This window comes from Acinetobacter pittii ATCC 19004 = CIP 70.29 (assembly GCF_000369045.1).
In the GTDB taxonomy this organism is placed as follows: Bacteria; Pseudomonadota; Gammaproteobacteria; order Pseudomonadales; family Moraxellaceae; genus Acinetobacter; species Acinetobacter pittii.
This window is the reverse complement of record NZ_KB849796.1, coordinates 73,603-95,148: the sequence shown is the minus strand read 5'-3', so window position 1 is coordinate 95,148 and position 21,546 is coordinate 73,603. Positions and strand designations below refer to the sequence as shown.

At 39.1% G+C, this 21,546-nt stretch carries 18 protein-coding genes; 12 read left to right on the top strand and 6 right to left on the bottom strand.

The window, feature by feature from the left end; genetic code table 11:
• Window positions 1-65: 65 nt before the first annotated feature.
• The gene (locus F928_RS22675) at window positions 66-1,562 is read right to left on the bottom strand and encodes a TPR end-of-group domain-containing protein (protein ID WP_005078382.1); all 1,497 of its coding nucleotides are present in this window, start codon (window positions 1,560-1,562) and stop codon (window positions 66-68) included.
• Between the two features lie 171 nt (window positions 1,563-1,733).
• Here F928_RS22675 and F928_RS16920 point away from each other — a divergent pair, with 171 nt between their 5' ends.
• The 3 genes from F928_RS16920 (at window position 1,734) to F928_RS16910 (ending at window position 5,029) form a co-directional block, all read left to right on the top strand.
• Window positions 1,734-2,996, top strand: a complete 1,263-nt coding sequence (locus tag F928_RS16920; protein ID WP_005078379.1) for a putative DNA modification/repair radical SAM protein — start codon at window positions 1,734-1,736, stop codon at window positions 2,994-2,996.
• Window positions 2,997-2,998: 2 nt separating this feature from the next.
• The gene (locus F928_RS16915; RefSeq protein ID WP_005078378.1) at window positions 2,999-3,796 is read left to right on the top strand and encodes a TIGR03915 family putative DNA repair protein; all 798 of its coding nucleotides are present in this window, start codon (window positions 2,999-3,001) and stop codon (window positions 3,794-3,796) included.
• A 132-nt stretch (window positions 3,797-3,928) separates the two neighbouring features.
• Complete coding sequence (locus F928_RS16910; RefSeq protein ID WP_005078375.1) at window positions 3,929-5,029, top strand: HPP family protein; 1,101 nt, start codon at window positions 3,929-3,931, stop codon at window positions 5,027-5,029.
• A gap of 64 nt (window positions 5,030-5,093) precedes the next feature.
• Here the strand turns inward: F928_RS16910 and F928_RS16905 are convergent, their stop codons facing one another.
• A complete protein-coding gene (locus F928_RS16905) occupies window positions 5,094-5,348 on the bottom strand; it encodes a PspC domain-containing protein (protein WP_002116779.1) in 255 nt (84 codons plus the stop codon).
• A gap of 248 nt (window positions 5,349-5,596) precedes the next feature.
• Between F928_RS16905 and F928_RS16900 the strand changes: the two genes are divergently transcribed.
• Window positions 5,597-6,244, top strand: coding sequence for a hypothetical protein (locus F928_RS16900; RefSeq protein WP_025465510.1), 648 nt, complete (start codon window positions 5,597-5,599; stop codon window positions 6,242-6,244).
• A gap of 69 nt (window positions 6,245-6,313) precedes the next feature.
• Here F928_RS16900 and mmgC read toward each other — a convergent pair whose 3' ends face one another.
• Window positions 6,314-8,137: an acyl-CoA dehydrogenase C-terminal domain-containing protein gene (mmgC, locus tag F928_RS16895; RefSeq protein WP_002116803.1), complete on the bottom strand. Its 1,824-nt coding sequence runs from the start codon at window positions 8,135-8,137 to the stop codon at window positions 6,314-6,316.
• 257 nt (window positions 8,138-8,394) lie between these two features.
• Here mmgC and F928_RS16890 point away from each other — a divergent pair, with 257 nt between their 5' ends.
• Entirely contained in the window at window positions 8,395-10,737 is a 2,343-nt protein-coding gene (locus F928_RS16890; protein WP_005078370.1) for a hypothetical protein, read from the top strand.
• A 47-nt stretch (window positions 10,738-10,784) separates the two neighbouring features.
• On the opposite strand, the gene aroE is transcribed toward F928_RS16890, so the two are convergent.
• The 3 genes from aroE to ribA all read right to left on the bottom strand — a co-directional run bounded on the left by aroE (window position 10,785) and on the right by ribA (window position 13,434).
• On the bottom strand, window positions 10,785-11,573 hold the full coding sequence (gene aroE, locus F928_RS16885; RefSeq protein WP_005067230.1) for a shikimate dehydrogenase: 789 nt from the start codon (window positions 11,571-11,573) through the stop codon (window positions 10,785-10,787).
• Window positions 11,574-11,752: 179 nt separating this feature from the next.
• Complete coding sequence (gene hemF / locus F928_RS16880) at window positions 11,753-12,703, bottom strand: oxygen-dependent coproporphyrinogen oxidase (RefSeq protein ID WP_005078368.1); 951 nt, start codon at window positions 12,701-12,703, stop codon at window positions 11,753-11,755.
• Window positions 12,704-12,831: 128 nt separating this feature from the next.
• Entirely contained in the window at window positions 12,832-13,434 is a 603-nt protein-coding gene (gene ribA / locus F928_RS16875; RefSeq protein ID WP_002116908.1) for a GTP cyclohydrolase II, read from the bottom strand.
• Window positions 13,435-13,737: 303 nt separating this feature from the next.
• On the opposite strand from ribA, the gene dxs reads away from it, so the two are divergent.
• The 7 genes from dxs to F928_RS16845 all read left to right on the top strand — a co-directional run bounded on the left by dxs (window position 13,738) and on the right by F928_RS16845 (window position 21,540).
• Window positions 13,738-15,642: a 1-deoxy-D-xylulose-5-phosphate synthase gene (gene dxs, locus F928_RS16870; RefSeq protein ID WP_005078364.1), complete on the top strand. Its 1,905-nt coding sequence runs from the start codon at window positions 13,738-13,740 to the stop codon at window positions 15,640-15,642.
• A gap of 121 nt (window positions 15,643-15,763) precedes the next feature.
• Window positions 15,764-16,594: an inositol monophosphatase family protein gene (gene suhB / locus F928_RS16865; RefSeq protein ID WP_005078362.1), complete on the top strand. Its 831-nt coding sequence runs from the start codon at window positions 15,764-15,766 to the stop codon at window positions 16,592-16,594.
• A gap of 405 nt (window positions 16,595-16,999) precedes the next feature.
• Window positions 17,000-18,862: a DEAD/DEAH box helicase gene (gene deaD, locus F928_RS16860; protein WP_002116866.1), complete on the top strand. Its 1,863-nt coding sequence runs from the start codon at window positions 17,000-17,002 to the stop codon at window positions 18,860-18,862.
• 106 nt (window positions 18,863-18,968) lie between these two features.
• Window positions 18,969-19,178 (top strand): hypothetical protein, encoded by a 210-nt coding sequence (locus F928_RS0103935; RefSeq protein WP_025465417.1) that lies wholly within the window; start codon window positions 18,969-18,971, stop codon window positions 19,176-19,178.
• Window positions 19,179-19,268: 90 nt separating this feature from the next.
• Window positions 19,269-20,087, top strand: a complete 819-nt coding sequence (locus F928_RS16855) for an ABC transporter ATP-binding protein (protein ID WP_002116999.1) — start codon at window positions 19,269-19,271, stop codon at window positions 20,085-20,087.
• Window positions 20,084-20,860: a lipid asymmetry maintenance ABC transporter permease subunit MlaE gene (gene mlaE, locus F928_RS16850; RefSeq protein ID WP_002117010.1), complete on the top strand. Its 777-nt coding sequence runs from the start codon at window positions 20,084-20,086 to the stop codon at window positions 20,858-20,860. The genes F928_RS16855 and mlaE overlap by 4 nt, the downstream gene beginning before the upstream one ends.
• Complete coding sequence (locus tag F928_RS16845; RefSeq protein ID WP_002116957.1) at window positions 20,860-21,540, top strand: outer membrane lipid asymmetry maintenance protein MlaD; 681 nt, start codon at window positions 20,860-20,862, stop codon at window positions 21,538-21,540. The genes mlaE and F928_RS16845 overlap by 1 nt, the downstream gene beginning before the upstream one ends.
• Window positions 21,541-21,546 lie beyond the last annotated feature (6 nt).

The following is a 21,546-nucleotide window of genomic DNA, read 5'->3' as shown; positions in this document are numbered from 1 at the left end:
CCACGAATTTATGAGAAAAATTGCCCCTAAGTATAAGGATTTTGTAGGGGAGTGGAAAGGTGAATTTATTTTTCTAACTTTTCGTATAGATCATTAAATCTAGGATCGTTTCGAATGTTATCCAAGTCGCGTTCAGTTCTAAGGTTTTCTTGAGTTAGTGGGCTATCTATATTGTTGGTTGAACCTAAACTTATGGCTTTTTCAAAGTAATCAAAAGCTTGATCTGGGTTGTTTTTTAAGGACTCTAAGCAAGCATAATTATAATATAAAAAGCCTTTTTCATTTTCTTTGTTCTTTATAAAACTTTCAGATTTCATGAAGTTATCTAAGTGTTGCTTTGCCTTTTCTAAATTACTAACCTCTTTGTCAGTGTGGTACAAAAACATATATGAAATTGCAAGATCATTTGAAATGTTATAGTTGTTAGGTTGCATTTTTAATGCTTTTTCATATAAAGCAATAATTTCGTTAATTTTTAATGGATCATTGTGTAAAGGGTCTTTTGAGATTTTATTTACTTCTATGTCGAGATATCTGCTAGCCTTGGAAACAATTTTTTGATATTCATCAATCTCTTTTAGATTTTTGTCATATTCTTTAAAAAGCTTAATATATTGGTCTATCTTTGACTTATATGTCTTAATTTTTTTTAAATCTAAATCAAAATTTATTTCTTTTAAATATAGTTCCAATTCTTTTTCAGGATGTTCAATAAAATCTAAATCACAATTTAGGGCATCTGCAATTTCTATAAATGTTCTATCCGCATCACATCCATAAATTACTTTACATTCTTCATCATTTTCTAAAAAATGATGGCTTTCCTTTTGTAAAACTTGTTCATTATATTCAAGCCAGTACAACCAATTATTGTAAGGTCGGAGTTCGTTCAGAGCATCCATAAGAGGATCATTTTCACCACTATAACCAGCAACAACCCAAGTTTTAGAACAACCTGTTGAACGTACAATCTGAGTTAAAGTTTCTTTATGAGCCTCAAGTTGGTCAGTTGTATTTCGCTGTACAAAACCAACATGTTGTCCATTTAAATAGACAATGCTTGGATCGTGTAAAAGCTCAGCATTTACTTTACCCATAGCACCTAAATCATAGATAGCAGGAAATGGATACATACCCACCATGTAACAAGCATGGATCAAAAGAGGATCGAAATTTACAGTCAATACTCGGCTGAAATAGCCTTGTTTTAGGAGTTCTGCAATTGCAATATGCGCAAAGTTCAATTTAGCTTTTTCTATTTCTTTGTCTTCATTTCCTTCTATAAACCATTTGAAAAGCTCTTTACGCTTAACATTTGAGAGTTTAGTCATAATATTATTATATTGAAGCTGGCTTAAACCTTCTTGAGCAAGTTCTTGTTCTTCTTCAGTAAAATAATTAGGAAAGTTTTCAATCGCCATTTGCATGAGCTTTTGTGCAGGCGGAATACCCGCAGAAACAGAAATGCCTTCACCGACTAATAAAATTGCTCCACCTTCTTTTTTTGCATCCTGAAGAGACGCAGCTAGATGTTTAAGGAGTTCTTCTTTGTTTTGTTCCATTGCTCAATATTTAATCTTTTGAATTTTTAGTAATTATATCTGATTTAATAAACAGTACTAGCTTGAGCAGAATGAAAACGTCACCTCATGACGCATAGCGTACTTCACTGGATTAAATTTAAGAATGCAAAATGATATTTTTTAAACAATGCCATAAATGAGTCGTTTGATATGTCTGATCGCATTCGAGAAAAACTACAAATTCTTGCTGATGCTGCTAAATATGATGTGTCTTGTTCATCAAGTGGCAGTGACCGTAAAAATAAAGATAAAGGTCTAGGAGATGCCAGCCATTCAGGAATTTGCCATAGCTATACTGAAGATGGCCGCTGTGTATCTCTCTTAAAAATTCTATTCAGTAATGTTTGTATTTTTGACTGCGCCTATTGCGTTTCACGCCGTTCTAACGACGTCCAGCGTGCAGCATTTACTGTGCAAGAGGTTGTAGATTTAACCATTAATTTTTATCGCCGTAATTATATCGAAGGCTTATTTTTAAGCTCAGGCATTTTTAAATCGGCAGATCACACGATGGAGCGTATGCTTCAAGTTGTAAAGAAGTTACGCCTTGAAGAAAACTTTAATGGTTATATTCATCTAAAAACGATTCCAGGAGCATCGCCTGAACTGATTCATGAAGCAGGTTTATATGCTGACCGGATGAGTATTAATTTAGAGATGCCGACCGAGGTTGGGCTAAAAACTTTTGCACCAGAAAAATCACATCAGGAAGTGCAAAAAGATTTAGGTTTGGTCCGTGACAGGCTCATTCAGCTTAAAGATGAGCGACAAATCATTAAGCATGTGCCGAAATATGTGCCAGCAGGGCAGACCACACAAATGGTTGTTGGTGCTCATCAAGAGTCAGACCAAGATGTCTTGTTTATGGCAGACAAGCATTACAAAGAATTTAAACTCAAGCGCGTCTATTTTTCGGGTTATATCCCAATTAATAATGAAAATAATTACTTACCCGCAGTAGGTTCTGCACCGCCATTACTTCGTGAAAATCGACTCTATCAAAGCGATTGGCTCATGCGCTTTTATGGTTTTCAGGTTAATGAAATCGTCAATGAAAAACACCCAAACTTAGATCTTGATGTAGACCCGAAATTAAGCTGGGCTTTAAGGCATCCTGAAAAGTTTCCAGTAGATTTAAATCGTGCCGATTATCAAATGATTTTGCGTGTGCCGGGCATTGGGGTGAAATCGGCCAAGAAAATTGTACAGGCTCGTCGTTTTGGAAAAATCCATATCGATTTATTAAAAAAACTCGGCGTAGCCTATCAGCGTGCAAAATTCTTTATTCGCTGCGAAGACAGTCCAAAATTCCAAAAAGAACTATCATCAAGTTTTATTCGGCAGCAGATTTTAACGCAGGGATCTTCGAAATATGTGCAGCAACTCTCGCCACAATTAAGCCTTGGGTTTTAGCCATGTTTAATGATGAAGTAGCTTACTATTTTGATGGTTCGATGGCTGGGCTGCTGAGCTGTGTTTTTCGTGCATTTCAATTTAAAGAATTACAGGTCAGGCTTTGCTTGAATGATGCGGCTCAACATGGCTTATTTGCCGATAAAATTGAGGTTGAAAATAATGAACGGCATGCTGAACGTGTTTGGTCAGCGCTACAAAAAAAGCTTTCATCTTCTTCGTTAAAACAATTTTATTTTGCCTCTTTATCTGAATCTTTAGACGCCTATCAGCACTTATTTAATTACTGTATTTATGTGTTTACTAGCCATGTTTCCATTGAAAAAGATTATTCAAATCCTAGTGTTTTAGCGATTGCGCAGTGGACGAAAAAAGTCGGGCGAGAGAAACATCGGATGGAAGCTTTTATTCGGTTTAAGAAAACCAAGGATGAACTTTTTTTAAGTTTAGTGCGTCCTGATTTTAATGTTTTACCGCTTATTCAGCCGCATTTTAAACGGCGCTATCAAGATCAGCGTTGGCTTATTTATGACGAGCAACGCAAGTTCGGGCTTTATTATGATTTATGTGAAATACATGAAGTTTCACTCGAAGCCTCTGAGGTTGACCGCAATTTAAAAAATGGAATGAGTCAAAGCTTTCAGCTTGAGCTTGATGAGCAGGAAGTTTTATATGATCAGCTTTGGAAGGATTATTTTAACAGCGTAAATATTACTGAACGCCAGAATATAAAACTTCATGTGCAATATTTGCCGAAGCGTTATTGGCGTTATTTAAATGAAAAATTGATGGAATATTAAAGTTTTAAAGTCATAAAAAATAGTTCAGCCAGTTTTCTTATTGTTGAAAGGTATAATTTAAATGCACTTTATGTGGCTTTGGGCGTATACTTTTGCCCGTTATAAATGACGGCATATCCCCTAAGGTGTACTGTGAGTGTTATACAGCGAGAATGGTTACAGATTTTAAAGCCAAATTTTAAGATTTTACCCTTAAAAGAACGGTTAATTTGCGGTATTGGAGCGTTGTGTGGTTTAGCAATTTCCTCCTTAATTAGCTGGTATGTTCTCGGGGGAATTAATGCATGGTACATCGCCCCAATGGGTGCCTCATCTGTTCTTCTTTTTGCTGTGCCGACTAGTCCTTTGGCCCAACCATGGAATGTGATTGTTGGTAATACATTAGCCGGAATTATTGGTGTTGCCTGTGCACAGTGGATTCCTGATTTAACAACGGCTTTTAGTGTCGCGGTAGGTTTTGCCATATTTTTAATGATGACCACCGACTCTTTGCACCCGCCGAGTGGCGCAGTCGCAATTACCGCGGTATTAGGTGGGGCGACAATTCATAAATTAGGCTTTTATTTTATTTTTTATCCAGTTTTACTCAACTCGTTACTTCTACTTGGGTTTGCTGTTTTCTTCAATCGATTGATTGGGCGACATTATCCGGTTACCGCGCATTTAAATGAACGTAGTAATGACCCAACGCCAACTCAAAAAGTATCAATTCAGCCGAAAGATATTGAGTATGCATTAGGCCATCACACTGAACTTTTAGATATTAGCCAATACGACTTAGAAAAAATCATTTTAGAAGCTCAGGAACATGCCAATGAGCGTATGGTAAATCAATATATCTGTCAGGATATTATGAGCCGTGATGTGATTAAACTACATGAAGATGATGATATTCATCAGGCACTCGATAAGTTTAAACAAGTGAACCTAATGAGTCTACCTGTCGTAAATGCAGAAAATCATCTGGTCGGAACTTTAGCGTTATATGAAGTCGTAGAATGGTTTAAGGGGGCAGCCGATCCAAGAAATTCTTGGCAGCATTACGTAAAACAAATTATGAGCCATCGAGTGGTCACGGTACTACCAACTCAACCTATTCAAGATTTAGTGCCGTACTTTGTTGAAAAGTCTTTTAATTACATTCCTGTGGTTGAAGATCGTAAGCTTATAGGAATGATTAGCCGTGCAGATATGATTGCTGCATTACAGCAACAGTTAAATCGAAAGCTATAATTTTTAGAATAAAAAAAAGCTACGGTTGATTAGGGGATGCAACCGTAGCGACCAAAGTTATGAATTAACGTACTTGTTCTTCATTTACTGTTCGGACGGATTGTCGATAGCCTTCAATATGTTCTGGCTGTTTTTTCGGAATCACTAACCATAAAACCAGATAAACTAAAATTCCTGGAAAGGCAGCACTCATAATTGAGATCAAAACAAAAATGACACGTAGTAAAGTTACGTTCCAACCAAAACGTTCAGCAATACCACCCATTACACCGGCGATCATGCTGTGTCGGTTCGAGCGATATAAACCAGAACTGGCCATCTAATTCTCCTTTAAGATAAAAGTTACAAGAAGCTATTGCTCTTGCTTAATAAAAATATGGAGACGAAATAACGGGTTTAAAGTCCTTTAAAAAGTAAAATAGTTAAAATATGTAAAGGATTGAAAGGAACGGAACCAACATCTACTAAAATGCACCCTTTCAGGGCTTAAGAGTTTAAAGCGGCAATCAGCTAATACTTGATTTGAAGTGTAAATATAGCTGTTGCTGTTATCTGTGAATAATGTATATGTCTTTGAAGTGGTCTCGTTTTTCAGTTAAGCATGTGGTTATAGTGGCTGCGATGTGCATGACACTGAGTGCTTGCGATATAAACCATACCAATTCAAAAGATCACTCAACTACAAGTTCTAGTTCTAATCATGAAGAAAATTTAATAAAAAGTAGTACATCTATAAAAACATTGGATTATGTCGCTGGACGAACTTTCTTACCTGAAGATACCTCAGATCAAACCCAAAAATTAAACGAAGCCTCATTGCAATATGTAGGGCGATATCACACTCGTATTTCATGTGAAGATGCTTTTGCTGATTGTGAATCAGGCGAAGCAGAGTACATTTTAAATTTATTACCAAATGGGTCGGCTTATTGGAATGTTGTCCATTTTGGTCGTGTGGGAAGTAAAGACGGGGCTAAAAGTGCCGCTGTAAATCAGTTATGTCCTACTCTAAATTGGAAAGTAGATGAAAAAGAGCGTGAGTTAAAGATTCAATGTCCATTATCTAAAGTTAATTTTTATTTTGATATTGATTCAAATAAAAGATTGGTCACAAATTTAGAAAAATTACTTTATAGCGACTATGTAAAAAATCGTGAATTTTTAGAGCAAAATTATTTTGTTCCAAATCAGGCTTATGTTTTAACTAAAGAATAGATATCCGATAAATATAAAAAAGAGCGCAATATTAAATTGCGCTCTTTTTATTTCACGACTTAAAAATCATTAGTAGTCGAAGCTAAAGTGTTCAACTGGTAATGATGTTAGTGTGCGAGATGTAGTCACCATTGATTCTGCATGACCTTGAGCGCGTGGCAATAAACGATCAAAGTAGAAATCAGCAACTTTGATTTTTGCTTTATAGAACTCAGCAGTTTCTTGGCCGTTACCTGCTTCTAATTTTTCAGAAGCAACCACAGCTTGTTGAGCCCAGAAATAAGCCATCATCACGTAGCCTGAGAACATCAAGAAATCTACAGAAGCAGAAGATACGATGTCGCGGTCTTTACGTGCAGCAAGCATGATACGAACTGTTAAAGTGTTCCACTGAGCACAAAGCTTGGTTAAGTCCCAAGCAAAACGACGTAAATATTTATTACGTGCATGTGCAGCACAGAATTTTAAGATTTCAGCAGTGTATTCACGAACTACTTTACCTTTTGAACTTAACAACACTTTACGACCAATTAAGTCGAGTGCTTGAACACCAGTTGTTCCTTCATACAAAGTCGCAATACGTGCATCACGTGCGATTTGCTCCATACCCCATTCTTTAATGTAGCCATGGCCACCGTAAACTTGCATACCGTGGTTAGCAGCTTCTAAACCAAGTTCAGTTAAGAAACCTTTTAAAATTGGTGTATAGAAACCAAGTTTATCATCGTAGTCTTCAAAAGCAGCTTGATCACCACGTGCTAAAGCATCTGTCATTTTGTCAGCGATTTGAGCAGCGTAGTAAATCATAGAGCGACCGCCTTCAGCGATTGCTTTTTGAGTTAACAGCATACGGCGTACGTCTGCATGGTGAATGATTGCATCAGCAACTTTATCTGGATCTTTTTTACCAGAAAGGGCACGCATTGACATACGATCTTTGGCATATGGTAATGCGCCTTGGAAAGATAACTCAGCGTGTGCAATACCTTGAACAGCAGTACCAATACGTGCTGTATTCATGAAGGTAAACATTGCATGTAGGCCTTTGTTCACTTCACCGATTAAATAACCAGTTGCATTATCAAAGTTGAGTACTGCAGTTGCAGATGCACGGATCCCCATTTTGTGTTCGATTGAACCACAAGCGACTGTATTACGCTCACCAACACCGCCATCAGCTGTAGGCATAAATTTTGGTACGATGAATAATGAGATACCGCGAGTACCAGCAGGTGCATCTGGAAGGCGTGCAAGTACGATGTGAATGATGTTTTCAGTTAAATCATGTTCACCAGCAGAAATGAAGATTTTTGTACCGGTGATTTTGTAACTACCGTCTGCTTGAGGTTCAGCTTTAGTTTTTACCTGTCCTAAGTCTGTACCACATTGAGGTTCGGTTAAGCACATTGTGCCGCTCCAAGTGCCTTCAACAAGCTTAGGCATATATGTTTGTTTTTGCTCATCAGTACCGAATTGCAAAATAGTGTTCATACAACCAGAACTTAAACCTGGGTACATGGTAAATGACCAGTTTGCAGTACCCATCATCTCTGATTTAATCAGGTTTAAAGACATTGGTAGGCCTTGACCACCAAATTCTTCTGGGTAAGAAAGACCTTGCCAACCGCCCATTACGAATTGGTCATAAGCTTCTTTAAAGCCTTTAGGCGTAGTTACTTCGCCGTTGTCAAAATGGCAACCTTCTTCATCACCAGATTGGTTAAGTGGCGATAATACGTTTTCACAATAATCTGCCGCACCTTCAAGAATCATATCAACAGTATCTGGATCTGCATTTTCACCATTTGATAAAGTTTTATAGTGAGCAGGGTAATCTAGTACTTCATTCATTAAGAAGCGGATATCGTGTAGCGGAGCTTTATATGCTGGCATGGCTTTAATCCTAATTTTGAATCATTGTGGGATTATCTGTATCGATGATTTGATTATTCACTCACATGATAAAAATACAATGTTAATCGAACCCGAAAGAAATGTCAGAAAAGCGAATTTTGTCGAAAATAAATACACCTGAAATTATAATTTCTGCTACATTCAGGACTTATACTTTTATGTGAAAAAACAACTAATTTTCTTATTTTTAGCAAGTTTTGTTAAAAAGATAAAGCGATAAGGTTTTAAAAAAGGTTATGCATCTAAAATATCTCAGTTTATGTTTATTTAGTTTGGGTTTGACCGCTTGTGCGCAGCATAACCTACGTCCATCGGTAGCATCTACTCAGTTAGATCAAAAAGTCATTCATGGTATGAATGCAATATATGAATACCCAAGCTATGACTATCGTGGGCATTTTAAAGTTAGTGTTGATCCAAATCAGTCAAAAAAAATAAATAATGTAGAAAAAACAGTGCAGCTAGATGCTGCAGTGCAAAAAAAAGTAGATCAATATTTACGTGAACAAAAAATTAATTTGAATAAAAAACAGAAGCAGGCGCTGTATGCCGCAATTGCAAATGAGCAAGCGGATTCAGGCATTTCTGGTGAATCACGCTCAGAAAAAGTAAACGCCGTATTAATTAATTTATTAAATGATCTTCAATTTAGTTACGATGGTTCGGTTCACTATCGTCAAAAAATGGGGTCTTTAAACCTTACAGCAAGGTATGAAAAACCGACGCTTTTGGTACAGGCAAAATTGCCAATGGTACTTGATCTGAAAGATTATAAATTTTACGTTAATTATTTCGGATTAATGCCTTATCTGGTCAACAAAGATAATCAAAATAATTTGGCGTATGTCGATTTTTCAAAATATAAAAATCTGTTCACGAATGTCGATATGAAGAAATTCGTTGAATATGCGAAAGCTTCTGGCGCTGTATCTTATCGTTTGGCTGAACCGCAAAATTTACAGCGCTTATCAGTTAGTGACGCTGAGCGTAAAGCGGGGATTGTAGAGAAGATTCGTTTAAAAGATACGGTTGAAGCGTTATTACTACAATCGGAGCTCTATAGTCAGGTCAATGCAAAATATTTGCAAAAAAATGTTTTTGGATTTGATGAAGAAAAAATTGCCGAATCTATAGCAACTGAATTAGCTGCTTCGGAAGCGAAGAGAAAGGTAGGTGGTGCTGAGGAGCAGAAAGTTTCTTCAGAAGATGCAGCAGCAGTTAGCCAACAACTTTACTCACTTATTAATGCTCATTTCGGCAATGCTTTAGATTCTGAGTATGGTGATGAAGACCAATCAAGTACAGTTCAAGATGAGGCAGCCGAAGAGGAAGCTTCTGATACGGCCCAAGCCGAAGATGTTGCTGTAGCAGATGCTGAAGAAGTCACACAAGATGAAGAAGTGGCTTCACTTACAGAAGATCAGTGTGTCGAATTACAGTCTCAAAAAAGTTCCGTTGCCTTAGGTGATATTAATTACTGTCAAATTTACGGTATTGATGTGCTTGATCAGAGCGCTGGAAATACCGAAAAAACTCAGATTAAAGCTCGTCAAGCTGCGTTGAAACAAACTTTTGCTGCTTATGATCAAAACCAGTTTGTTGATGATGAGGCATTCAAAGCTCTATGGATCAAGCATAAAGCAGAAATTGAACAAGCTTTACCAAAACAAAGAAATCCGGTTGCGATTGATGTCGGACTGGATGAAAAGGGCCGTTTAGTCAACGCGGATTATGATATTGCGTATACACCAGCTGAATTTAACCATCGCTTTAATATTAAAGCAGACATGCAAATTCTCAATTATGGTAAAGCGACCCCAATTAATCAGCAGCAGCTTAAACAGGCTAGATCAGTTGCAGAGGCAAGCAAAGGTTCTTTATTTGAAAACTTCGTAAAAGGATTTAGTGAAAAACTTGGACAGGGTGATGTTTCTGAGCATCCAGTTGGTGCACATAGCGATGTACAAGATTTAGATTCTAGTCTGGCGCTGTTGGCTAACCAAACTTATGATGCAACACATACTTATGATAAAACGTATAAGGCTGTTTTTATTGCAAAATTGACTGCTGAAAAACCGTCATATATTCATTATTATTCAGTTCAACAGTTGCAAGAAATTGCCGAGGTTTATGCTTATTGGTTCTCTGAAGAGGAAACTTATAACCCTCAAGGCAAAGCTTTAGAACGTATTGAGGCGTTACAGAAAAAACATCATCTTGAGCAAGAAGATCAGTTTGATAATGACTTAGGCCGAGCTGTGGACCATATTGTGATCACAACAATACAAGGTGAAGCTGGGCGTGAAGCATGGCAAAAACTACAGAAACAATATAAGCAACCTGAACAGCTTTTCTCAAAACAGTATCAATTAGAGTTTGAAAAACAAAATGGTACTTCTGATGAAGAAAAACATTTGTTGTCAGAAACAGCTGATATTTTAGGTAAAGTTTATGTCGCTGCTCGTAAACAGCAACTTACGGAAAAAACAATTCAGAATTTAAAACCTGAACATAATGAATTTATTGATTATGAGATTTTCCGAGATGTTTATAAGCAGATGGTTACAGCTAAAAAATAATAGATGAAATAAAAAAGAACCTACTTCGTGTAGGTTCTTTTTTTGACTTATAGAAAATCTTTTAATTCTGGCTTTACGCCATTCCAGATATAGAAGGCTTCAATGGCTTGGCCAACTAGCATGCCAAAACCTTCTGCATAAGGCACATTGCGTTGTTTCGCTTGATCAAGAAAGCTAGATGGCTTGCCATAGGCCATCTCATAGGCATATTTGAACTCTAGACTTTCAGGTAGTTGTAATGCATCACCAGACAGGCTTGCAGAAGTTGCATTAATTACAATATCAAATTTCCCTTCTAACTCATTTAAAGAAATTGCTTGTAATTGAGCTTGAGGAACTGCCGCTTTTAGGTCATCTACAAGTTGTTCAGCACGAGCAAGAGTTCGGTTTGCAATCACAATCTTTTTAGCACCAGCCTGAACAAGCGGGTAAATAACACCACGAGTTGCACCACCAGCCCCTAAAATTAAAATAGCTGTATTTTCTAAGTTCCAATCTAAAGCTTGAATTGCGGCAACTAAGCCTTGGCCATCTGTATTGTCACCATGCAATTTGCCATCTTCCATCCAAAGTGTATTTACAGCTTTGGCAATTTGAGCACGTTCAGTCAGCACATCACACAAAGCAAATGCCTGTTCTTTAAACGGCACGGTAACGTTCATGCCACTCCCGCCATTTTCAAAGAAACTACGCATACTCGGCTCAAAACCATCAAGAGGGGCAAGACGTTTTTGGTAGTCTAGGCCAATACCTGTTTTTTGAGCGAAAGCATGATGCAATTCAGGAGAGCGTGATTGTTCGATGGGGTTGCCAATTACTGCAAACTGTTTGGTCATTCTTATATCCAAAATTTTAAAATGGCATGAGGCAGATAAGGTCTGTACTGAATTTTCAGCAGGCCTCACTATAAGCCAAATTTTAATAAGAAAAAATATTTGAATGAGATTCAAAAAATTGAAAATAAAAAAGGAGATTCTTTAGGGTGGAAGCCAAAGAATCTCCAAAAAGCAAAAAATTAAGCAACTTTTTCTTTTAGGTTTAACCAATCACGTGGTTTTAAGTAATAGTCGGTTAAACGTTTCTCTGGTGAGTCTTCATCCCATTCTGGACGATATGACCAAGCTGCAAGATTAGGCAGGCTGACTAAAATAGACTCAATACGTCCACCTGTTTGTAAGCCAAACAATGTTCCGCGGTCATAGACTAAATTATATTCGACATAGCGACCACGACGGTAAAGCTGGAACTCTCGTTGAGCTTCGGTATAAGGCTGTTCACGATGTTTTTCGAAAATTGGCAAAATGGCATTTAAATAACCATTACCTACAGCTTGAATATATTTAAAGCAGGTTTCGAAATCCCAGCAATTTAAATCATCAAAGAATAAACCACCGACACCACGCTGTTCATCTCGATGTTTTAGATAGAAGTAATCATCACACCATTTTTTATGTTCAGCATAGACATTGTCACCAAAAGGCTGGCATAGGTCATGTGCGGCTTGATGCCAATTGATAACATCCTGTTCATCTGGATAGAACGGTGTTAAGTCAAAACCGCCACCAAACCACCAAATCGGATCTTGTCCTTCAGGCTCTGCAACAAATAAACGTACATTTGCATGGGAGGTTGGAATATTCGGGTTTTTAGGGTGAATCACTAATGACACACCAAGCGCTTGTGCTTTAGCACCAGCAATTTGAGGATGTCTTTCTGTAGCAGAAGCGGGCAGTTTACTAATGTTGATGTGAGAAAACATCACACCACCTTTTTCAATCACGGTGCCATTTTGTAAAACTCGTGAACGACCGCCACCACCTTCTGGACGTTCCCAATCATCAATAATGAATTCACCCGTACCACCGCCAGCTTTTTCTTGTTGTTCTAAACCAGCACAAATACGAGCTTGTAAATCGAGGAGAAATTCGCGGACACGTTGAATATCTGTTGAAGTCGGATGCTGCATAGTGACCCTCAAAGATGATTGAGATAGGAGATAGATACATCAAAACACAAAACCATAAAAAAAGTAAGGGATTTTTAAGAAATGTCTTAAAAATCCCTCCCAATTATTTTTAAATTTATAATTTTGTTTTAGAAATCATCTTTTTGATAAAGGTGATCCATGCGTTCACGTTTAGTTTTTAAGTATTGTTCATTAAAAGGATTACGTCCAACCGTTAACGGAACACGACCAACCACATTTATACCTTGATCCTTGAGTGCCTGAATTTTCAAAGGATTGTTAGTAATTAACTTAACTTCTTTTACTTTTAAATGATCAAGCATAATGCTACACATGTCATAACGGCGTGCATCAGCAGGTAAATTTAAAAGTAAATTTGCATCTACAGTGTCGTGACCTTGATCTTGTAAGGCATACGCACGAATTTTATTTGTAAGCCCAATACCACGGCCTTCTTGACGTAAATATAAAATAACGCCTTGACCTGCTTCGTTAATGAGCTTTTGAGTTGCTTGTAATTGAGGGCCGCAGTCACATTTTAATGACGCAAAAGCATCACCTGTTAAGCATTCTGAATGAACACGTACTAAAACAGGGCCTGTGGGTGGATTTTCTAACCCTTTAGAAAGTGCCACATGTTCTTCACCTGATACTGGATCTTGAAACACAGAAATATTGAATTCACCAAAAGCGGTCGGGAGTTTTGATGTTGCAATGAACTCTATAGGCACAGATTAACTCATCTTTTAACCGAAAACGGTTTAAAGTATAGCGTAATGCTGGGAGATTGGTCGAATTGTCATAATCATTTTGAGCACTAAGGTTTTCTTTTTTGTATAAAGAAGACGATAATAGTTGATAAATAGTCAGATTATTCAGGATAATCTGCCAACCATACCCATACTGTATGAGAGACTGCTTTGCATGACCTCGTTCGCAAATGTGGCTGATTGAAGGTGACTTCATTCGATTGTATGATCGACCCATTTTGACCCAGCTTAGGATTTGCCAGGCTTATAAAGGCTTTGCCACATATGTTGTATACCGAAATTCCAACTCAACGCCCTGTTACGCCATTGTTAGATGCAATTGATCATCCTCAACAATTACGTCAGCTCGAGCATAGCCAATTGGTTCAAGTGGCTGATGAGTTGCGTCAATATATTTTATATGCAGCAGGCCAGAGTGGTGGCCATTTCGGTGCTAACCTCGGCGTGGTTGAGCTGACGGTTGCGCTGCATTATTGCTTTAATACTCCAAATGACCGATTAGTTTGGGATGTAGGACATCAGGCGTATCCACACAAAGTCTTGACTGGTCGCCGTGAGCAAATGACAACAATCCGTGCTAAAAACGGTTTGGCAGCATTTCCCGCTAGAGAAGAATCAGTTTTTGATACATTCGGCGTAGGGCATTCATCAACTGCAATTTCGGCAGGTTTAGGAATGTCTTTAGCGCGTCGCTATCAAAATGACCCATGTGAAGTCGTTTGCATTGTGGGTGATGGCGCAATGACAGCAGGTATGGCATTTGAAGCCATGAACGATGCTGTGGCACACGATGCCGATTTAATTGTTGTACTTAATGACAATGACATGTCGATTTCTTGCAGTACAGGTGGTTTTGCTAAACATTTAGCTGCAATTTGGGAAAAAGGTCATTTAGTTAATGTCGATGAACATGGTGAGGCTTATGTACAGCCGCATCCGAAATGGACGTACAACTCTCGTTTACATCAATCGGCAACAGATGCAGCCGATAATTTATTTAAAGCGATTGGTTTTGACTACTTCGGTCCTTTTGATGGACATGACGTAAATCAACTCGTTCAAGTATTTAATGCATTGAAAAAGCGTAAAGGTCCACGCTTAGTCCACGTCTATACTAAAAAAGGTAAAGGCTTTACTCCGGCAGAAGCTGACCCAATTACCTATCATGCAATTGGCAAAATTAATGCGACTTCAGCAGGTAAAACGCCACCAAAATATTCTGATGTATTTGGTCAATGGTTGTGTGACGAAGCTGCACAAGATGAACGTTTATTAGCGATTACCCCAGCCATGTGTGAAGGCTCGGGCATGGTTAAGTTTGCTAAAGAATTTCCAAAGCGCTTCTTCGATGTTGCAATTGCCGAACAGCACGCAGTAACACTTGCAGCGGGAATGGCTTGTGAAGGTTTAAAACCTGTTGTTGCGATTTATTCAACATTCTTGCAGCGTGGTTACGACCAGCTTATTCATGATGTCGCATTACAAAATCTTGATGTAACTTTCGGCATTGACCGTGCAGGCTTGGTTGGTGAAGATGGTCCAACTCATGCTGGTGCATATGACTATGCATATATGCGTACAGTTCCGAACATGGTCATCATGGCACCAAAAGATGAAAATGAATGCCGTCAAATGCTACATACCGCCTATGCTTATAATGGGCCAGCAGCAGTACGTTATCCTCGTGGTGCGGGGGTAGGCGTTGAAATTCAGCAAGAGCTAACTGCTATTGAATTAGGTAAAGCTGAAGTAGTTGCTGAAATTAAACCTGCTTGTGATGAGCAGATTACAATTTTAGCGTTTGGTAGCCGCGTTATGGTTGCCATAGAAGCTGCTGAGCAGTTTGCACAAAAACATGATGTTGGTGTGCGTGTTGTAAATATGCGTTTTGTGAAACCACTTGATGAAAAAATTATTCGTGATTTGGCTGAACATACACAATTATTCGTCACTGTTGAAGAACACGCAATTATGGGTGGTGCAGGCAGTGCAGTAAATGAGTTCATGGCACAAGAACAAATTGTTAAACCTATCATTAATTTAGGTCTGCCAGATTTGTTTTTACAACAAGCATCACATGGTCAAATGCTACAAGATTGTGGGTTAGATGCTAAAGGTATTTTAAACTCAATTGAGCGAGCTTGGCTTAAGCTAAATCAGGTGGTTTAAGCCTTTAATAAAATTTTTGAAACATTTTTTCCCCTAAAGCGCATTCATTTGCTAAAATGTATGCGCTTTTATGCATTATTCTTTGTCAAAATCTTCAAACTTGTATTGTAGTGGGTGTTCAATGGAACCTATGGTGGTTATGGCTGCGCGTGCGGCTCAAACAGTTGGTCAAGAGCTTTTAAAAGCGCATCAAAATCGTCATAAACTCGATTTGCAAGTTGAAGAGAAAGGCATTGATGGCCCAGTAACACGTGTAGATCGTTATTTGGAACAATTGACGATTGATACATTACGTAAAAGTTATAAAAACCATAGCTTCTTAGGTGAAGAGTTCGGTTTGCAAGAAGGCAAAGGCCACGATGCAGACTGGTGCTGGGTAATCGATCCGCTTGATGGCACGCAAAACTTTATTAATGGTTTCCCTCATTTCTGTATTTCTATTGCAGTTCAGCATAAAGGCGTTACTCAGCACGGCGTAATTTACGACCCAGTACGTGACGAATTATTCTCTGCAAGTCGTGGTCGTGGTGCAGTTATGAACCAACGCCGTATTCGTGTAAATGTAAAAGATACTTTAGAAAATACATTCTTGGCAGTAGGCCATCCTTACCGCGCTAAACGTGCTGGTGAGATTGTATCTTATGCAGAACAACACTTTGCTTCATTATTAGCGGTTACTCAAGCAGGCGCACAAATTCGTCGTGGTGGTTCAGCTGCCCTAGATTTAGCATATGTTGCTGCTGGCCGTTTTGATGGTTTCTTTGAGCTTGGTTTAAAACCATGGGATATCGCTGCTGGTGAGCTTATTATTAAAGAAGCAGGCGGTGTAGTGGTTGATGCACGCGGTGGTAATGAATCTCTTGAAAATGGTCAAGTGCTTGCAAGTTCACTCAAAATGCTAAAACCTTTAATGCAAACTGTAGTTCCAGCTTGGGCTCAAGCCGCAAAATAATTTAATTATTTATAAATAAAACCCTCTATTATCAGAGGGTTTTATTTTTTAAGCCATGGGTAAATGTTACTGAGTTCAATAAATATGAAGAAAGTTGATTAAAACACATGACTTTTAATTTCTTTCTGCTATAATCCGCCCACGCACTTAAATTTCCGTTCATTACCTGAACATTCTGTTCTATTCATTGTAAGCGCACGCTGTCCATAGAGAGGACCATTTCTTGCGCCCCGATCGCTCAGCGATTCTTCAGGTTCGGCCGTAATCAAGCGTGCGTTTAGTCCACATCGTCGTTACTCGGATTGCTGCTGAAAAAATGTTTCAGCTAACTTTGCTTTGCCGCTTTGTGCCGATGTCTATTTTGTATTTATTAAAAATGGAGCACCCACTAGGGTGAAACTCTCTATGAGCAAAACTTTTGCCGAATTTTCTTTGCATGAAACCTTACAACAAGCGCTTGAAGGTTTAGGTTTTACTACCCCGACTCCTGTGCAAGAACAATCTATTCCTGCAGCTTTAGAAGGAAAAGACCTTCTAGTATCTAGCCAGACTGGTTCTGGTAAAACTGCGGCATTTTTATTACCGACATTACATAATTTAGCTGGTCAAGAAACTTTTGTTCCGTTCAAAGAACGTATGAAAGCTGTGACCCAACCTAACATTTTAGTTTTATGCCCAACACGTGAATTGGCTCAACAAGTTAGCCAAGATGCGATTGCTTTCGTACGTCACATGAAAGGTGTTCGTATTGCTGCAATCATGGGTGGTATGCCTTTTGGTAAGCAAATCCAACAACTTAAAGGCGCACAAGTTATTGTTGCGACTCCAGGTCGTTTATTAGATTTAGTAAACCGTCGTCAATTAAAGTTAGATAAAGTTGAAGCTTTAATCGTTGACGAAGCTGACCGCATGTTAGACCTCGGCTTCTCTGAAGATTTAGAAGCGATCAGCGATTTAGCTGGTAACCGTCGTCAAACATTAATGTTCTCTGCAACTTTCGCTGACCGTATTATTCGTCTTGCTGAACGCATGATGAATGAACCTGAGCGTATTGCAATTGAAACAGGTCACAGTACAAACACTGACATCACCCAAACTTTACACTGGACAGATGGTTTCGAACACAAGAAGAAACTTCTGACTCACTGGTTGGCTGATGAAACTCTTGATCAAGCGGTTGTATTCGCGAGCACTCAAGAAGATACAGATATGTTGGCTGAAGAACTTGCAGAAGCAGGTCACTCTGTAGTTGCACTTCACGGTGCAATGCCACAAACAGTTCGTAACCGTCGTTTACGTAGTATTCGTGAAGGTCGTGCAAAAATCTTGGTAGCGACAGACGTTGCTGCACGTGGTCTTGACGTACCGACAATTTCTCACGTAATTAACTTCGGTTTACCAATGAAACACGAAGACTATGTACACCGTATTGGTCGTACAGGTCGTGCTGGCCGTACAGGTCAAGCAATTACTTTAGCGACTTATCGTGAACGCGGTAAAATCCGTGCGCTTGAAGACTATTTAGATGCACGTTTAAGTGTTTCTGAAATTGAAGGCTTAGAGCCATCTCCACCTCCTGCTCGTTCAGGTCGTGATGGCGGTGGTCGTGGTCGTGGCGGCAACGGTGGTCGTGATGGTCGTCGTGGTGGCGGTTTTGGCGGTGGTCGTCGTTTTGAAGGCGAAAGCAACTTCAAACGCCGTGAAGGTGGTCGTGATGACCGTCCACGTCGTAGCTTTGATGACAAACCACGTGGTGAACGCCCATTCGGTGGTGAAGATCGTCCACGTCGCGAGTTCAATTCAGATCGCCCACGCCGTGAAGGTGGTTTTGAAGATCGTCCACGTCGTGAGTTCAACTCAGATCGTCCGCGTCGCGAAGGTGGTTTCAACGATAAACCGCGTTTTGACTCAAATGATGACAACCGTGGTAACCGTGTAGATTACAAACCACGTCGTGAAAATGGTTTTGGTGACCGTCCAAAACGTACTTTCGGTGGTGAAGATCGTCCGCGTCGTAGCTTTGATGACAAACCACGTGGTGAACGTCCATCATTTGGTGGCGAAGATCGTCCACGTCGTGAGTTCAACTCAGATCGTCCACGCCGCGAAGGTGGCTTTAACGATAAACCGCGTCGTAGCTTTGATGATAAACCACGTGGGGAGCGTCCAGCGTTTGGTGGCGAAGATCGTCCAAAACGTAGCTTCGGTGGTGAAGATCGTCCGCGTCGTAGCTTTGATGACAAACCGCGTCGTAAATTCGACCGTTAATCAATAGTTTGTTTAAAGAAAGGCCGGTAGAAATACTGGCCTTTCTTATTTTTCAGTTTTGTTATAAAATAACAAAGTGTGAATTAGTTCAATTTTTTATTAAATAATGAGTAGAAGTAAACGAAAAGAAACAATAATGGCACAGTTGAAGAACTTATTAGTTCAGCACGGCTTGCCTTATCTTTTTATTGCACTTGTTTTGTGTAATGGGGTTTATTTTGCCTATGCTTTTATAACTGGAAGTTCTATTGAGCAGTTTCAAATTTCTGAATTAACCTCTTTTTACGAACATACCTCTTCTATTTCTACCAACTAAGTTAGCTTTGCTTTTGTCAAAATAACAACAAGTTTGCCAATTTTCAGTGTTATAGTATGCGTGCATAAAAGTGCAGGAACGATTGCCATTATGAATAATAAAACTCCTCTCTCGACTCAACCACTTATTGAAGTGAAAAATTTGAGTTTTAATCGAGGGGAACGCGTCATTTATGACAATATTAGTTTAAATATACGTCGTGGCCAGATTACGGCTATTATGGGACCTTCTGGTACAGGTAAAACAACATTATTACGTCTGATCGGTGGACAGTTAGTTCCTGATCAGGGCGAAGTTTTGCTCGACGGTAAAGATATTGCAAAAATGTCTCGTCAGGAACTTTTTTCAGCCCGTGCACGTATGGGAATGTTATTTCAGAGTGGTGCTTTATTTACGGATATGTCGGTCTATGAAAATGTCGCATTTCCAATTCGAGCACATACCAAACTTCCTGAAAATCTAATTGCTGAACTGGTTGCATTAAAACTGGAATCAGTTGGTTTGCGTGGTTCTGAACAATTAATGCCTACAGAACTCTCAGGTGGTATGAACCGTCGTGTTGCTTTGGCACGTGCGATAGCGCTTGACCCTGATTTAATCATGTACGATGAACCTTTTGCGGGGCAAGACCCCATTGTAAAAGGTGTATTGACACGTTTAATACGTTCATTGCGAGAAGCTTTAGATTTAACAACAATTATTGTTTCGCATGATGTTCCCGAAACCCTTTCTATTGCTGACTACATTTATGTTGTAGCAGAAGGAAAAATTCAGGGGGAAGGAACACCAGAAGAATTACAGGCATATGCTTCTCCATTTGTGCGCCAATTCTTAACAGGTTCGGCAGAAGGACCTGTTGAATACCAATTTAGTCATCAAGCCTATTTAGATAACGAGGTTCGTCCATGAATACGATTGCCTGGTTAGGTAGACTCGTTATTGAGCGGATTCGAGGGATTGGTGTTGCGGCACTAATGCTCTTACAAATTGTTTTTTCTTTTCCTTCATCTGGTGGGTTTGGACGATTTATTTACCAAATGCATCGGGTAGGGGTGATGTCTTTGTTAATTATCACTGTGTCGGGCCTATTTATTGGTTTGGTACTGGGTTTACAAGGATATTCAATTTTAGTGAACGTCGGCAGTGAATCAATGCTAGGCACCATGGTGTCTTTAACATTGCTGCGTGAATTGGCACCTGTGGTTGCTGCGTTATTATTTGCTGGTCGAGCAGGTTCTGCATTAACAGCAGAAATTGGTTCAATGAAGCAAAGTGAACAACTTGCCAGCATGGAAATGATCGGGGTTGACCCATTAAAACAAATCGTATCACCACGTCTTTGGGCGGGAGTGGTCAGTTTACCGATGCTAACTGTCATTTTTGCTGCGATTGGTATTGTGGGCGGTAAAATGGTAGGTGTCGATTTTCTTGGCGTCGATGAAGGCTCATTCTGGAGCGGTATGCAAAACAACGTGCAATTTGGGCATGATGTCGTAAATGGCATTATCAAAAGTATTGTGTTTGCTTTGTTATGTACATGGATTGCGGTATATCAAGGATATGCATGTGATCCGACTCCAGAAGGAATCGCAACTGCAATGACGAGAACAGTTGTATATTCTTCATTATGTGTTTTAGGTTTTGATTTCGTGTTGACTGCGGTCATGTTCGGAGGGATTTAATGAAATCACGTAGTAGTGAGCTGGCCGTAGGTATCTTTGTTATTATCTTCGGTATTGCCTTGTTCTTTTTAGCCATGAAAGTTAGTGGTCTTGTTGGTACTAACTTAAATGATAGTTATACCATGAAGGCTCAATTTGATAACGTCAATGGTTTAAAGCCTCGTGCTAAAGTAACGATGAGCGGTGTCACAATTGGTCGTGTTGATTCAATTACCCTTGATCCAGTTACGCGTTTGGCTACGGTAACCTTTGGTTTGGATGGAAAATTGACAAGTTTTAATGCTGAGCAGCTAAAAGAAGTCCAAAAAAATGCTTTAGATGAACTACGTTATAGTTCTGATTATACGCAGGCTTCTCAAGAGCAACAAAAAGCAATGGAACAGCAACTGATCAGTAACATGTCCTCCATCACCAGTATTGATGAAGATGCTTATATAATGGTTGCAACCAATGGTTTGTTGGGTGAGAAATATTTGAAAGTCGTTCCAGGTGGTGGTTTAAACTATCTTAAACGTGGCGATACAATTTCAAATACCCAAGGAACCATGGATTTAGAAGATTTAATTAGTAAATTTATTACTGGTGGTGGCGCAGGTAAAGTTGCCGCTGGTTCATCCTCAGCAGAAGAAAAAGCTCCTGCAAGTACCGACAGCAGTACACAGCCGTCATTTGTTGAGTAAGAGTTT

Excerpts from the sequence above, each read along its gene's own strand:
- F928_RS16920 (WP_005078379.1), top strand. The coding sequence starts at position 1,734 with ATGTCTGATCGCATTCGAGAAAAACTACAAATTCTTGCTGATGCTGCT.
- F928_RS16905 (WP_002116779.1), bottom strand. The coding sequence starts at position 5,348 with ATGGCCAGTTCTGGTTTATATCGCTCGAACCGACACAGCATGATCGCC.
- hemF (WP_005078368.1), bottom strand. The coding sequence starts at position 12,703 with ATGCAGCATCCGACTTCAACAGATATTCAACGTGTCCGCGAATTTCTC.
- F928_RS16900 (WP_025465510.1), top strand. The coding sequence starts at position 5,597 with ATGTCTTTGAAGTGGTCTCGTTTTTCAGTTAAGCATGTGGTTATAGTG.
- mlaE (WP_002117010.1), top strand. The coding sequence starts at position 20,084 with ATGAATACGATTGCCTGGTTAGGTAGACTCGTTATTGAGCGGATTCGA.
- F928_RS16855 (WP_002116999.1), top strand. The coding sequence starts at position 19,269 with ATGAATAATAAAACTCCTCTCTCGACTCAACCACTTATTGAAGTGAAA.
- suhB (WP_005078362.1), top strand. The coding sequence starts at position 15,764 with ATGGAACCTATGGTGGTTATGGCTGCGCGTGCGGCTCAAACAGTTGGT.
- F928_RS16915 (WP_005078378.1), top strand. The coding sequence starts at position 2,999 with ATGTTTAATGATGAAGTAGCTTACTATTTTGATGGTTCGATGGCTGGG.
- F928_RS16845 (WP_002116957.1), top strand. The coding sequence starts at position 20,860 with ATGAAATCACGTAGTAGTGAGCTGGCCGTAGGTATCTTTGTTATTATC.
- aroE (WP_005067230.1), bottom strand. The coding sequence starts at position 11,573 with ATGACCAAACAGTTTGCAGTAATTGGCAACCCCATCGAACAATCACGC.
- deaD (WP_002116866.1), top strand. The coding sequence starts at position 17,000 with ATGAGCAAAACTTTTGCCGAATTTTCTTTGCATGAAACCTTACAACAA.
- F928_RS16890 (WP_005078370.1), top strand. The coding sequence starts at position 8,395 with ATGCATCTAAAATATCTCAGTTTATGTTTATTTAGTTTGGGTTTGACC.
- F928_RS0103935 (WP_025465417.1), top strand. The coding sequence starts at position 18,969 with ATGAGTAGAAGTAAACGAAAAGAAACAATAATGGCACAGTTGAAGAAC.
- F928_RS22675 (WP_005078382.1), bottom strand. The coding sequence starts at position 1,562 with ATGGAACAAAACAAAGAAGAACTCCTTAAACATCTAGCTGCGTCTCTT.
- mmgC (WP_002116803.1), bottom strand. The coding sequence starts at position 8,137 with ATGCCAGCATATAAAGCTCCGCTACACGATATCCGCTTCTTAATGAAT.
- dxs (WP_005078364.1), top strand. The coding sequence starts at position 13,738 with ATGTTGTATACCGAAATTCCAACTCAACGCCCTGTTACGCCATTGTTA.